The organism is Pseudomonas sp. 8AS (genome assembly GCF_902506505.1).
Taxonomy (GTDB): Bacteria; Pseudomonadota; Gammaproteobacteria; order Pseudomonadales; family Pseudomonadaceae; genus Aquipseudomonas.
Genome location: NZ_LR733406.1, coordinates 2,198,021 through 2,210,659 on the forward strand (window position 1 = coordinate 2,198,021; position 12,639 = coordinate 2,210,659).

The following is a 12,639-nucleotide window of genomic DNA, read 5'->3' on the forward strand; positions in this document are numbered from 1 at the left end:
CTGGCCTGCGCGTGCGCATTATATCTACGCGCCCGCGTACGTCCAATACAAACGTTTGTTTGAATTTTGTTAAAGCCCGACAGGACAAGGCTTGGCGGCGGATGGAAGGCGGTTTTTCGTGTTGACCGAAAAAGGCGTTACGGTCAAGATACGGGCGGTTTTGCGTTCGCCGTATGGGCTGACCGTCGGTTCCGGCCGACCTGCATCACCGGCCAGGCTCGACTTGGCGACATTCTTATTCACCGGAGAGTAACGAGGAATCCATGAAGGTTCTTGTAGCTGTCAAACGAGTGGTCGACTACAACGTCAAAGTTCGCGTCAAAGCGGACAACTCCGGCGTCGACCTCGCCAACGTCAAGATGTCGATGAACCCCTTCTGCGAAATCGCCGTGGAAGAAGCCGTACGCCTGAAGGAAAAGGGCGTTGCGAGCGAAATCGTCGTCGTCACCATCGGCCCGAACACCGCTCAGGAGCAGCTGCGTACCGCTCTGGCTCTGGGTGCTGACCGTGCCATCCTGGTCGAGTCCAACGACGAGCTGAACTCTCTGGCCGTGGCCAAACTGCTGAAAGCCGTGGTTGATAAAGAGCAGCCGCAGCTGGTCATCCTGGGCAAGCAGGCCATCGACAGCGACAACAACCAGACCGGCCAGATGCTGGGCGCCCTGACCGGTTACGGCCAAGGCACCTTCGCTTCGAAAGTCGAAGTGGCTGGCGACAAGGTCAATGTCACTCGCGAAATCGACGGCGGTCTGCAGACCGTTGCGCTGAATCTGCCGGCCATCGTCACCACCGACCTGCGCCTGAACGAACCGCGCTACGCGTCGCTGCCGAACATCATGAAGGCCAAGAAGAAGCCGCTGGACGTGGTTACCCCGGACGCCCTGGGTGTTTCCACCACTTCCACCGTCAAGACCCTGAAAGTCGAAGCGCCTGCTGCCCGCAGCGCCGGCATCAAGGTCAAGTCCGTGGCTGAACTGGTCGAGAAACTGAAGAACGAGGCGAAGGTAATCTAAATGACTATCCTGGTTATCGCTGAACACACCAACGCTGCCCTGGCCGCTGCCACGCTGAACACCGTTGCCGCTGCCGCGAAAATCGGTGGCGACATCCACGTTCTGGTTGCCGGTGCCGGTTGCGCCGCCGCTGCCGAAGCCGCTGCCAAGATCGCTGGCGTAGCCAAGGTTCTGGTTGCCGACAACGCTGCCTATGCGCATCAGCTGCCGGAAAACGTTGCACCGCTGGTTGCCGATCTGGGCAAGGGCTACAGCCACATCCTGGCTGCCGCCACCAGCAACGGCAAGAACGTGCTGCCGCGCGTTGCTGCCCAGCTGGACGTCGATCAGATCTCCGAGATCATCGCCGTTGAAAGCGCCGACACCTTCAAGCGCCCGATCTATGCCGGTAACGCCATCGCTACCGTGCAGTCTTCGGCTGCCGTGAAAGTGATCACCGTGCGCTCCACCGGTTTCGACCCGGTTGCCGCCGAAGGCGGTTCCGCTGCTGTTGAAGCAGTGAGCGGTTCGGCTGATGCTGGCAAATCGGCTTTCGTCGGCGAAGAGCTGGCCAAGTCCGACCGTCCGGAACTGACCGCTGCCAAGATCGTCGTTTCCGGCGGCCGTGGCATGCAGAACGGTGACAACTTCAAGCACCTGTACGCCCTGGCCGACAAGCTGGGCGCTGCCGTGGGTGCCTCGCGCGCCGCTGTCGACGCCGGTTTCGTACCGAACGACATGCAGGTTGGCCAGACCGGCAAGATCGTCGCTCCGCAGCTGTACATCGCGGTCGGCATCTCCGGTGCCATCCAGCACCTGGCAGGCATGAAGGACTCCAAGGTCATCGTCGCCATCAACAAGGACGAAGAAGCCCCGATCTTCCAGGTGGCTGACTACGGCCTGGTGGCTGACCTGTTCGAAGCCGTACCGGAACTGGAAAAACTGGTGTAAGCCAGCTTCCTGCGCCAAACAAGAAACCCGCTCATCGAGCGGGTTTTTTGTTGCCTGCGTTTCCCCTATGACTCCGGTAGGCGCGGCTTCGGCCGCGAACCCCGGGGCTGATCCCGGTTCAGCGTGGCGCGTCGAGAAAGCTCTGGTAGTGGGCAGCGGTTTCCTCGGGCCGTTCGATCATCGGTGCATGACCGCAATCCTTCATGATCACCACGCTGGATTTCTGCAGCAGCGGCTGCATCACCGCGATGCTGGATACGTCCAGCACGCGATCGCGGTCACCCCACAGCAGTAGGGTCGGCGCCGTGATCTTCGGCAGCTCCGGCTCCAGTGGCACATAGCGCTCGCGCAGTTGCGCGAAGATCTTGTCGTAATGCGCGCTATTGGCCATGGCCTGTTCGGCGAAGTGCTGTTTCAGTGCGTCCGGCAGGGGCGGCGGGGCCACGAAGACGAAGTTCATCAGGTTCTCGAAGTCCGCGGCGTTGCGCACCACCAGCGGGTTGCTCTCGCCACGCTCGAGGCGCTGGAACAGCTCGCTCTGCTTCGGCGCGGTGACGCCGGCATTGTCCAGCAGGGCCAGGCTCAATACCTGCTGCGGGTAGCGGGCGGCGTAGAGTGCGGCAATATGTCCGCCCATGGAGTTGCCGATCAGGTGTAGCTTGTCGAGGCCCAGCGCCTGGCTGAACGCCTGCACGCGTTCGGTTTGCGTGGCCACGTCATAGCTGGCATCGGGTTTGCTGCTTTCGCCGAAGCCGGGGAGGTCGAGGGCGATGACATGGTAGCGTTCGGTGAAGTGACGGGCGAAGCGCAACCAGTTGTCGCGGTTGGCGCCGAAACCATGGATCATCAGGATGGTTTCGCCGTCCGCCGGGCCGCCTTCGTAGTAGTGGATCTGCAGTTCGCCGACTTGCACCTGCTCGTTCGACAGGCCGGCCATGCCGCGTTCGACCCATTGCACGCCGCCGATCAGGGCTGCAGGGGACAGGTACAGTGCCCCGGCAGCACCGGCCAGCAGCAGGACCAGCGCGAAGAGAAGTTTTTTCATGGCGATTCCTTATCGCTAATAATTATTTAGGGCTGCTTTTAAGCTAGCATTAATGCGATTGCGGGCGGTCAGATATGGCCCATGCCCAGTCGAACATCAAGTCGGGACACTCTATGCGCGCTCAGCCATTCCTCAAGTCTTCGCTCTTGCTGCTGGCGCTGCTGGCCCCCGGGCTGGCGCTGGCCGCTGGCAAGTGCGAACGCCTGGTCGCCACCGGCAACCCGGAATATCCGCCCTATCTGTGGCGTGACCCGCAGAACCCGCAGAAGCTGATCGGTGCCAATGCCGAGCTGTTGCAGCGCATTGGCCAGGACATCGGCGTGGAAATCGAGGTGATCCACAGCGGCCCCTGGTCGCGCGCCCAGGACGAGGTGCGCACCGGCCGCGTCGATCTGCTGGCCGGCGCCTTCCTCACCTTGCCGCGCCTGGAAAGCATGGACTATGTGCACCCGGCCTTCTACGTCACCCCCAGTGTGGTCTGGGTGCGCAAGGGCAAGGAGTTTCCCTACCTCGGCTGGGACGACCTGCGCGGCAAGCTCGGCGGCACCCTGGTCGGTAACAGTTTCGGCCAGCAGTTCGACGCCTTTGCCAAGGCCAACCTGACCCTGGAAAACGTACCCAGCCTGACCCAGGCGTTCCAGAAACTGCTGCTCGGGCGCACCGAATACGTGCTGTACGAGCGCTATCCCGGGGTGGCGCTGGCCGATAGCCTGGGCCTGCAGGAAGACCTGCAGGCGCTGGAGCCGCCGATCTCCAGCGAGGGGCTGTTTCTCACCCTGTCGCACAACTCGGCCTGCAACGATCCCTGGTTGCGCGGACAGCTGGCGAAAAAGATGACAGAATTGACCGCCTCCGGCCTGCCCGAGACGCTCTTGCAGAGCAATCTGCAACGCTGGAAAGCGCAACAGCTGCAGGCCGTCAGTCCCCCGCCTAGTGAGTAGGAACCGTTCAGTGAACAAGCGAATTGCATGCGTCGCTCTGGCCATGCTGGCGTTGGCCGGTTGCGCCAACGACCCGGCGCCGACCGCGCAGATGAGCCTGGCCGCCAAGGCGGTGGAGCAGGCCCGCGCCGTGGGTGCCGACGAGCAGATCCAGGAAATGCAGATGGCCGAGCGCAAGCTCGCCCGCGCGGAAAAGAACATGGGTGAGGAAGACTACAAGCGTGCCCGGGTATTCGCCGAACAGGCCGAGTTGGATGCGCGCCTGGCCGAGGCCAAGGTGCTGACGCAGAAGAGCCAGATGCAATTGCTCGATCTCAATACCCGCATCACGCGCCTGCGCAAGCAACTGGGGGATCAGCAGTGAGCCGCAGCAACTACCTGGCGAGCGTTCTGCTGCTAGCCCTGAGCACACTTGGTGGCTGCGCCAGCCAGGACAGCCAGCAGGCCCTGGTCGAGGCCGAGGGCCACTTCCAGAAGGTCAAGGAAAACGCGGATGTGCTGCGCAGCGCGCCGAAGGATGTGATTCGCGCCGGCGAGTCGCTGGCCCGGGCGCAACGCCTGTCCAACTACTGGGGCAGCGACGCGGACGTGCTGCACTACGCCTACCTCAGCCAGCGCTACAGCGAGATCGCCAGCCAGCATAGCGAGCTGAGCCTGAACCAGGAGCGGGCCGCCAAGCTCGAACTGGAGCGCCAGCGCCTGCAACTGGCCCTGCGCGAGGCCAAGCTGCTCAGCGTGCAGCAGCAGGGGCAGTGGCTGGAAGAACAGATGGTCAGCCTGGCCGCCAGCGAAACCGAGCGTGGCCTGGTGATGACCCTGGGCGATGTGCTGTTCGATGCCGGCCGTGCCGAACTGAAGACCGCGGCCAACCGCACGCTGCTCAAGCTGGTGCAGTTCCTCCAGCTCAATCCGCGGCGCATCGTGCGCATCGAGGGCTATACCGACGGCCGCGGCGACGCCCGGGAGAACCTCGAACTGTCCCGCGCCCGGGCGCAGACGGTGGCCGATGTGCTGGTTGACCTGGGCATCGACAGCCAGCGCATCAGCGTCGAAGGCTACGGCGAAGCCCATCCGGTGGCGGAGAACGCCTCCAGCCGCGGACGGGCGCAGAATCGTCGGGTCGAGATCGTGTTTTCCGACGACAAGGGCAAGCTGCAGCCCGCTCGCTGATCGCGCCCCGTACAAGCAACCCCGGTCGCTGCCCGCCCCGGGGTTTTTTGTGCCCGGCAGGCGAGTGTATGGGTACAGCGGGCTGCCAGAGCGGCTACGGATCACACTGTATTGGCGAGATAGCGTGGAACTGTACTGTTGTTGCCTGGGTCTGATGGGCTACTGTTCTGGTTCAGTGGCACAGATGTCCAAGGATTCGTCGTAATGACCAGCTTGTTGCTTTACCAACGCATCGCCCAGCAATTGGCCGAGGATATCCGCCGCGGCGTCTACCAGCCCGGCGAGCGGGTGCCCTCGGTGCGCAAGATGAGTTCGCAGCTCAGCGTCAGCCATGCCACCGTGCTGCAGGCCTATGCCAACCTGGAAGACCAGGGGCTGATCCGTGCCCGCCCGCAATCCGGTTTCTATGTACACCAGAGCGCCTCGCTGACCGCGCCGACCCCGGATATCGCCCGGGTCGAGCTGCCGGGCCTGGTCACCCGCAGCAGCATCATCAGCCAGGTGCTCACCGATTCGCGCCAGGAGGGCGTGTTCCCCCTGGGCGCCGCCGTGCCGCACGTCGATTACCTGCCGGCGCGGGCGTTGCACCAGCAGTTGGCCAAGGTCACCCGTTTCCACAGCCCGCGCGCCTTCAGCTACATGTTCAGCCCCGGCTTCGAGCCGCTGCGTCGTCAGGTGGCGATCCGCATGCGCGATGCCGGGGTGGTGGTCGATCAGTCGGAAGTGGTGATCACCCATGGTTGCGTGGATGCCATCCACATGGCCCTGCGCGTGCTGACCAAGCCCGGTGATCTGATTGCCGCCGAGTCGCCGACCTACTACGGCCTGCTGCAGCTGGCCGAGCTGCTCGGTCTCAAGGTCATCGAGATTCCCTGCGACCCGACCACCGGGATGAGCCTGGAAGCCCTGCAGCTGGCGGCCAACCAGTGGCCGATCAAGGCCCTGGTGCTGACGTCGCGGCTGAGCAACCCCATGGGCGGCAGCATGCCCGATGAGCGACAGAAGCAACTGCTGAAGTTCACCGCCGACTACGGCATCCAGGTGGTCGAAGACGATATCTACGGCGAACTGCTGTTCGAGCCGGGCCGGATCAAGGCGCTCAAGGCCTACGATCGCGAGGATCAGGTGGTGTACTGCTCGAGCTTCTCCAAGACCATCTCGCCGGGTGTGCGCATCGGCTGGATCATCGCCGGGCGCCATCAGGACGAGATCGAGCGGCTGCAGACCTTCAGTACCCACTCGGCCTGCAGCGTCACCCAGATGGGCGTGGCCGCCTACCTGGAGAATGGCGGTTACGATCGTCATCTGCGCCATATCCGTCAGGAGTACCGCAAGAACATGACCGCCTACCAGTTGGCGGTGCAGCAGTACTTCCCGGAAGGCACGCAGATGACCCGCCCGCATGGTGGCTTCATCCTCTGGGTCAGCCTGCCGGGTCGGGTCAGCGCCAAGGAGCTGCATGTGCGGGCCTTGCAGCAGGGCATCAGCGTGGCGCCGGGGCTGATCTTCAGCAACACCGAGCAGTTCAACAACTGCCTGCGCCTGACCTGCGGCGTGCCGTGGAATCGCGAGGCCGAGCGGGCGATGATGACCCTCGGCAGGCTCGCCGGGCAGTTGTGCCAGGAGGCCGCGGCGAACCACTGATTGTTCACCCGGCTTAACCCGAATGATTTGCTGGCGTCGTCTACCTGAGCGAATGAACCTTTCGCCCCAGGAGACCGCCAGCATGTCCGACATCACCACCCTGATCCGCCAACCCCTGCTCGCCGGTTTCAGCGCCGGCCTGGCCCTGGCGCTGGCCGCCTGCAGCGCCGCCAATAACGACGCCCCTAGCGACACCGAGAAGAAAGCCGCGGCCAAACCAGCCGAGCCGGTCGTGCAGCAGCAGGTGCTGCATGAGGAAGTGGATGCCAATGCGGCCTATCGCGCGCCGGCCAGGATCAAGGCCGAAGCGGCCAGCGTCGCCGGCGCCATGGAAACCAGCAAGATGCTGCCGCAGAGCCTGCCGATGATCGCGCCGGCGCCCATGGCCGACAGCGCCCAGTTCGGCTATCAGGATGTGTACCGCGAGCAGTACCAGAAGGTCGAAGACAACCCGGTGCAGGCCGTGGCCGAGCAACCGGTGTCGACCTTCAGCATCGACGTCGATACTGGCAGCTACGCCAACGTGCGCCGTTTCCTCAATGACGGCAGCCTGCCGCCCAGGGATGCGGTGCGCCTGGAGGAGCTGGTCAACTACTTCCCCTATGCCTATCCGCAACCGACTGGCGACACCCCGTTCGGCGTCGGCACCGAGCTGGCCAGCTCACCGTGGAATCCGCAGACCCGCCTGCTGCGAGTGGCGATCAAGGCCTCCGACCTGAGCGCCGCCGAGTTGCCGCCGGCCAACCTGGTGTTCCTGGTCGACGTATCCGGCTCCATGGACCGCCGCGAAGGCCTGCCGATGGTGCAGAGCACGCTCAAACTGCTGGTCGACCAGCTGCGCCCGCAGGATCGCGTGGCCCTGGTCACCTATGCCGGCGATGCCAGCGTGGTGCTGGAATCCACTGCCGGCAGCGAGAAAGCCAAGATCCGCGCGGCCATCGACCGGCTCAGCGCTGGCGGCTCCACCGCCGGCGAGTCGGGCATCCAGCTGGCCTACCAGGAAGCGCAGAAGGGCCTACTCAAGGACGGGATCAACCGCATCCTGCTGGCCACCGACGGTGACTTCAACGTCGGCATCAGCGACTTCGAGACCCTCAAGCAGCTGGCCGCCGACAAGCGCAAGACCGGCGTGTCGCTGACCACCCTGGGCTTCGGCACCGACAACTACAACGAGCAGCTGATGGAGCAGCTGGCCGATGCCGGCGACGGCAACTACGCCTACATCGACAACCTGCGCGAGGCGCGCAAGGTGCTGGTCGACCAGCTCAGCTCGACCCTGGCCGTGGTGGCCAAGGACGTGAAGATCCAGGTCGAGTTCAACCCGGCCGAGGTCAGCGAGTACCGCCTGCTGGGCTACGAGAACCGCGCGCTGAAGCGCGAGGACTTCAGCAACGACAAGGTCGACGCCGGTGAGATCGGTGCCGGGCACACGGTCACCGCGCTGTATGAAATCGTCCCGGTCGGCGCCAAGGGCTGGCTGGAGCCGCTGCGCTACGCCGAGGCCGGCAAGGGCGCGGGCAAGCCCGGCGAGATCGCCTGGCTGCGCCTGCGCTACAAGGCGCCGGAGGGTGGCAGCAGCAAGCTGGTCGAGGTGCCGATCGCCAAGGGCGAGGGCGTGACCCCGATCGCCCAGGCCAGCGAGGACCTGCGCTTCGCCGCCGCCGTAGCCGCCTTCGCTCAGCAACTCAAGGAGGGCAAATACACCGGCGAGTTCGGCCTGGCGGATAGCGCCAAGCTGGCACGTGGCGCCAAGGGCGAGGATCGCTATGGCCTGCGCGCCGAGTTCGTCCAGCTGGTCGAACTGGCGCAAAGCCTGCAAACTCCGCAAAACGTTCAAGTCAGGGCCGACTAATTGAACCTTCCACTGCAAGACGATGACGCCGCGCTGCTGCGGCGTTATCGCCAAGGCGATGCCGGGGCCTTTGCGCAGCTGTACGAGCGCCATCGCCTCGGCCTGTTTCGTTTCCTGCTGGGCCTGTGTGGCGACCACGCCCTGGCCGAGGAGGTGTTCCAGGACACCTGGATGAGCCTGATCCGCAGCGCCAGCGAGCAACGCGAGGCGGTGCTGTTCAAGACCTGGCTGTACCAGATCGCGCGCAACCGCCTGATCGACCACTGGCGCAAGTCCGGTCGCCACCAGGGAAAGCTCGATGAGTACGACGAGCAGCAGCACGCCAGCGCTGATCCGGGCCCCGGCCCCGAGCAGCAACTGCTGCTCAGTCGTGACCAGGAGCGCCTGCAGGCGGCCCTGGCCGACCTGCCCGAGGAGCAGCGCGAGGTGTTCCTGTTGCGCGCCCATGGTGATCTGGAACTGCACGAGATCGCCGACCTTACCCAGACCCCGGCGGAAACCGTGAAGAGTCGTCTGCGTTACGCGTTGAACAAGTTGCGTCGGCTGCTGGCCGATCCGGCTGCGGCCGAGGAGGTATCCGCATGAGCCCCCAAGACAAAGACCTGCAGCACAAAGACCTGCAGCAGGAGCAGCAACTGCTGCAGCATTACCGCCAGCACAGCCAGGGCGAGCCATCTGCCGCCGTGGATGCGCTGATCCTTGCCGCCGCCCGCCAGGCCGTCGCGCCGGCCACGCCCAGCGCCGCCCAGCGCCTGCATGGCTGGCTGTTCGGCCGCGGCAGTCGTACCCGCTGGTCCGTGGCGTTTGCTGGCCTGGCCACTCTGGGCATCGGCCTGAGCCTGACCTGGCGCACCCAGGAACAGGCGCCCACGGCCTACGATATGCCGGCACCAGTTGCTGCTGAAGCGCCAGCCGCGGCGCCGGTCCTGCGGGAAATGGCGCCGCAGGTGGCTCCCGAGGCTCACCCGCTGTCTGCCGAGGTGGAGCAGAAAAAAGTCCAGGCGGCGAGCAGTAAGGCCGAGGTGGCCGAGTCCGTTGCCGGAGCGGTCGCCCCAAAAGTGGCCTACAGGGCCGCCCCGTCGACCACTGTCCTGCAGCCTCAGGCGGCACCGGCCAAGCCCGCCGCACCGCCGGTAGAGGCTCTGGCCGATTTCGCTGCGGCTCCGGCCCGCGACGAGGCCCAGGCGCTCGCCAAGGCCAGGCAGCAGGCGCAGACCGCAACCGGGGCGTGGGACGAGGAGCAGTCGGCGGGTCTGGGCCATTCCGAGGTGGACGAGGCACCGCCGCTGGAGCTGCAACTGCACAATGTGTTGCGCATGCGCCAGGCCGGGCAGCACGCCGACGCCGATCGGCTGCTGGCAATGCTCAAGCGGGAGCATCCGCAGCGGGACCTGGACAGCGAGCTCAAGCGCCTGCAGGCCGAGTTGGAAAAGCCGGCCAGTTCCCGCTAGCGGCGGGCCCCCCGGCTAGAATGCGGCTCCTTCCCGCGCAAGGAGCCGCGCCGTGTCGTACCAAGAAACCCCGGAAGAGGCCAGGGAACCGCTGGGCAAGATCGTCCCGATGCTGCTCTGGGAACTGGCCAGGCTGGTCGTGCCGATTGCCGCCGTGGCCCTGCTGCAGCCTCTGGCGGCGCTGGCGGTGGTGCTGTCGTTCAGCCTGCTGACTGGCCTATTTGCGTTGCTCAAGTGGCCGAAAACCGCCAAGGCGCTGAGCTGGTTGCTGACTGCCGCGGTTATCGGCCTGTGCTTTGCCGTGTTCAGCTGGATGGCCAGTTGGTGGGGTATCCCGCTCTGCGTGATTCTGCTGCTGGTCGGCATGGCCTGTGTGAGCAGTTACGAGCGCTATCTGGGGCTGGCCAAGGCCAAGCCGCAGCCGATCGAGGCGCCTGCGCAGCGCGGGGCCAGTGCCTGGCATGGCGAGGACCTGCTGACGCCCGAGGGCGAGCCGGTGCGTTGCCTGTCCATGGGCGAGATCGCCATGGGCGGGCCGACCTATGGCACCTACCTGTTTCCCGATGGCGTGCTGCTCGATGGCCTCGGCTCCTCGCTGCGCTTTTCCAGCAGCGGCCGCTACTTCGCCGCGCCCTTGCCGAGCCGCGAACGCTGGGGCCTGCTGATCCTCGATCGCCAGGAAAAGCGCGTGTACCGCAACACCGAGATCGGCCAGTTCTGGGAAATCGACGAGTTCACCGACCAGGCCATCAGCGGCCGGCACAGCCCACTGGTGGGCAACCAGGGCTATCGCATGCCGCTGGCCGACCTGCTGGCGCAGAGCGAGGGCGTCGATCTGGTGGCGGTGCGCGACCTGTGGCTGGAGCCGGGCTGGCACCAGGCGTCGGCGGACAAGACGTTCCCCGCGCCCGCCGGGGAGCATCGCCTGCGTGGCATCAGCCACCTGCCGGACAACCTGCGCGAGCTGGACGACCCCACCGAACTGCTGCGTTACCCGGCGCTGCGCCTGGAGATCGATGGCACGCTGAGCGAACTGCTGATCGATGCCGACGAGCAACCGCTGTGGCGTGCCGATGGCCAGGCCCTGGTCTGCCATGCCATCACCCTGGCCGCTACCCGGCGCTGGCCGCGCCAGCTGTGGTTGTGGCAGGCCGGCCAGGGCTGGCGGCAACTGCCCGCCGGCTGGGTTCAGGCCGAAGACGAGCCGGATCTGTCCTGGGATGGGCTGATTAGCCTGGAGCAGGATCAGCTGCAACTGGCCGGCTCCTTCAACGCGCCTTATCTCGACCACCTGCATTTCGGCTACTGGCTGCACAGCACCTGCAGCGACATCGAGACAGCCATCGGCCACGATGGCGAAGGGCGCATCCTGCTCGGCGAGTACCGCCGCAGCCGCCTGACCCTGCTGCAGCCACTGGCCGGGCAGGGCGCGCGCGGGGAAAGCGCGCTGCTGAGCCAAGCGCTGCTCGGCGATGTAGTTGCGCGCTTCGACTGGCGCCGCGACAGCCACGACGGCCGCCTGGGCGCCTATGCCTGTCGCATCGGTGACTGGCAGCTGGAAGGCGATTGGCTGCTCGATCACCGGGTTTCCGACTGTGGCCGCTACCTGGCCCTGGTGGCCTTTGCCGAGGCGCCGGCGGTGCCGCATCGGGTCTGTGTGGCCGTTCTGCAGCAGCGCCGCCTGCTGCCTTACGCCGGGCAACCGCTGGTGGCTCGCCTGCTGGATTTTCGCGGCGGCGTGCTGCGCCTGGCCGAGGTGCTCGGGCGCTTTGGCCGCGACGAGCGCGATACGCCGCTGCGCCGTTTCGACCAGGCCGCTCCGGCCGCCGAGCGCGCCGCGCGCTTTGTCGAAGGTGACGACGACACGCGGCCTTATTACCAGCCACTCGCTCTGCGCGTCGGCGAGCGGGATCTGCAGGCGCTGCCGAACTGGCGCCTGGTCGAGCGAGCGCAGGTGGCCAATGCCGATGGCGACTTCGTCCTGCCGGCCCCGGGCGGCCGAGATGCGGCCTGGTTGTTCGGTGCGCAGAGCGAGTTTGCCGACCATTACCTGCGCGAGCGTCATCCGCGCGGCGGCGGCTGTTTACTCACGGCTTCCGGCCTGGCCCTGGCCAACCTGGGGCCGTCGCTGATCTGGTCGGAGGATGGCCGCTACCTGGCGCTGACCCGCCATATCCGGCGCATGGAGGCCCGCGAGCGGGTCGGTACCGATCAATGGCAGCTGCTGCTCGATGTGCAGCAGCGCACCCTGCGCGATACGGCCAGCCATATCGGCTGCATGCCGCAGTTTCTGCGCTTCGACGCCTGCTGCATCGAGCTGCGGGTGCTGCCCAGCGACTGGGAGCATGAAGACTCGGCCGGCGAATGGCAGGTGCGGCGCATCGAGCTGAGCCAGCTGCTGGCGCTGTGCACGGTCGAGTTCGAGGCCCGCGGTTCGTTGTGGCTGCCAGCGGAGGAGCTGGTGCGGGCCGGCCAGTGGCAGCGCCTGGAGAGCAGCCATCTGCAACCCTGGCGCTCTGGCTAAAGGGGCTGGAAATATCATGGCAAGGCGCTCTGCTTGTCAGAACGACGGGCAGGGGCGAGCATAAGGCGT

The 12,639-nt window shown here is 65.7% G+C and carries 11 protein-coding genes; 10 read left to right on the forward strand and 1 reads right to left on the reverse strand.

From position 1 onward, the window contains the following. The first annotated feature begins 263 nt into the window (after positions 1-263). Both GV001_RS10275 and GV001_RS10280 read left to right on the forward strand, forming a co-directional pair. Complete coding sequence (locus GV001_RS10275; protein WP_160079524.1) at positions 264-1,013, forward strand: electron transfer flavoprotein subunit beta/FixA family protein; 750 nt, start codon at positions 264-266, stop codon at positions 1,011-1,013. Continuing rightward, positions 1,014-1,943 (forward strand): electron transfer flavoprotein subunit alpha/FixB family protein, encoded by a 930-nt coding sequence (locus GV001_RS10280; protein WP_160079525.1) that lies wholly within the window; start codon positions 1,014-1,016, stop codon positions 1,941-1,943. It begins immediately after the preceding gene. Between the two features lie 118 nt (positions 1,944-2,061). Here GV001_RS10280 and GV001_RS10285 read toward each other — a convergent pair whose 3' ends face one another. Continuing rightward, the gene (locus GV001_RS10285) at positions 2,062-2,988 is read right to left on the reverse strand and encodes an alpha/beta fold hydrolase (protein WP_160079526.1); all 927 of its coding nucleotides are present in this window, start codon (positions 2,986-2,988) and stop codon (positions 2,062-2,064) included. A 113-nt stretch (positions 2,989-3,101) separates the two neighbouring features. Here GV001_RS10285 and GV001_RS10290 point away from each other — a divergent pair, with 113 nt between their 5' ends. The 8 genes from GV001_RS10290 (at position 3,102) to GV001_RS10325 (ending at position 12,570) form a co-directional block, all read left to right on the forward strand. Then, positions 3,102-3,929, forward strand: a complete 828-nt coding sequence (locus tag GV001_RS10290; RefSeq protein ID WP_160079527.1) for an ABC transporter substrate-binding protein — start codon at positions 3,102-3,104, stop codon at positions 3,927-3,929. A 43-nt stretch (positions 3,930-3,972) separates the two neighbouring features. Then, complete coding sequence (locus GV001_RS10295) at positions 3,973-4,293, forward strand: DUF4398 domain-containing protein (RefSeq protein WP_160083282.1); 321 nt, start codon at positions 3,973-3,975, stop codon at positions 4,291-4,293. Then, positions 4,290-5,099 carry an OmpA family protein gene (locus GV001_RS10300; RefSeq protein WP_160079528.1) on the forward strand — a complete coding sequence of 270 codons (810 nt, stop codon included), beginning with the start codon at positions 4,290-4,292 and terminating at the stop codon, positions 5,097-5,099. The genes GV001_RS10295 and GV001_RS10300 overlap by 4 nt, the downstream gene beginning before the upstream one ends. A gap of 204 nt (positions 5,100-5,303) precedes the next feature. Next, entirely contained in the window at positions 5,304-6,743 is a 1,440-nt protein-coding gene (locus GV001_RS10305) for a PLP-dependent aminotransferase family protein (protein ID WP_160079529.1), read from the forward strand. A gap of 82 nt (positions 6,744-6,825) precedes the next feature. Then, complete coding sequence (locus GV001_RS10310) at positions 6,826-8,595, forward strand: VWA domain-containing protein (protein WP_160079530.1); 1,770 nt, start codon at positions 6,826-6,828, stop codon at positions 8,593-8,595. After that, entirely contained in the window at positions 8,596-9,180 is a 585-nt protein-coding gene (locus tag GV001_RS10315; protein WP_160079531.1) for an RNA polymerase sigma factor, read from the forward strand. Then, complete coding sequence (locus tag GV001_RS10320) at positions 9,177-10,046, forward strand: hypothetical protein (protein ID WP_160079532.1); 870 nt, start codon at positions 9,177-9,179, stop codon at positions 10,044-10,046. Before GV001_RS10315 ends, GV001_RS10320 begins: the two co-directional genes overlap by 4 nt. A gap of 52 nt (positions 10,047-10,098) precedes the next feature. After that, entirely contained in the window at positions 10,099-12,570 is a 2,472-nt protein-coding gene (locus GV001_RS10325) for a hypothetical protein (protein ID WP_160079533.1), read from the forward strand. Positions 12,571-12,639 lie beyond the last annotated feature (69 nt).

Bases quoted from the DNA above. Each gene is read 5' to 3' on its own strand.
- GV001_RS10310 (WP_160079530.1), top strand. From the start codon at position 6,826: ATGTCCGACATCACCACCCTGATCCGCCAACCCCTGCTCGCCGGTTTC.
- GV001_RS10280 (WP_160079525.1), top strand. From the start codon at position 1,014: ATGACTATCCTGGTTATCGCTGAACACACCAACGCTGCCCTGGCCGCT.
- GV001_RS10320 (WP_160079532.1), top strand. From the start codon at position 9,177: ATGAGCCCCCAAGACAAAGACCTGCAGCACAAAGACCTGCAGCAGGAG.
- GV001_RS10290 (WP_160079527.1), top strand. From the start codon at position 3,102: ATGCGCGCTCAGCCATTCCTCAAGTCTTCGCTCTTGCTGCTGGCGCTG.
- GV001_RS10305 (WP_160079529.1), top strand. From the start codon at position 5,304: ATGACCAGCTTGTTGCTTTACCAACGCATCGCCCAGCAATTGGCCGAG.
- GV001_RS10275 (WP_160079524.1), top strand. From the start codon at position 264: ATGAAGGTTCTTGTAGCTGTCAAACGAGTGGTCGACTACAACGTCAAA.
- GV001_RS10285 (WP_160079526.1), bottom strand. From the start codon at position 2,988: ATGAAAAAACTTCTCTTCGCGCTGGTCCTGCTGCTGGCCGGTGCTGCC.
- GV001_RS10295 (WP_160083282.1), top strand. From the start codon at position 3,973: ATGCTGGCGTTGGCCGGTTGCGCCAACGACCCGGCGCCGACCGCGCAG.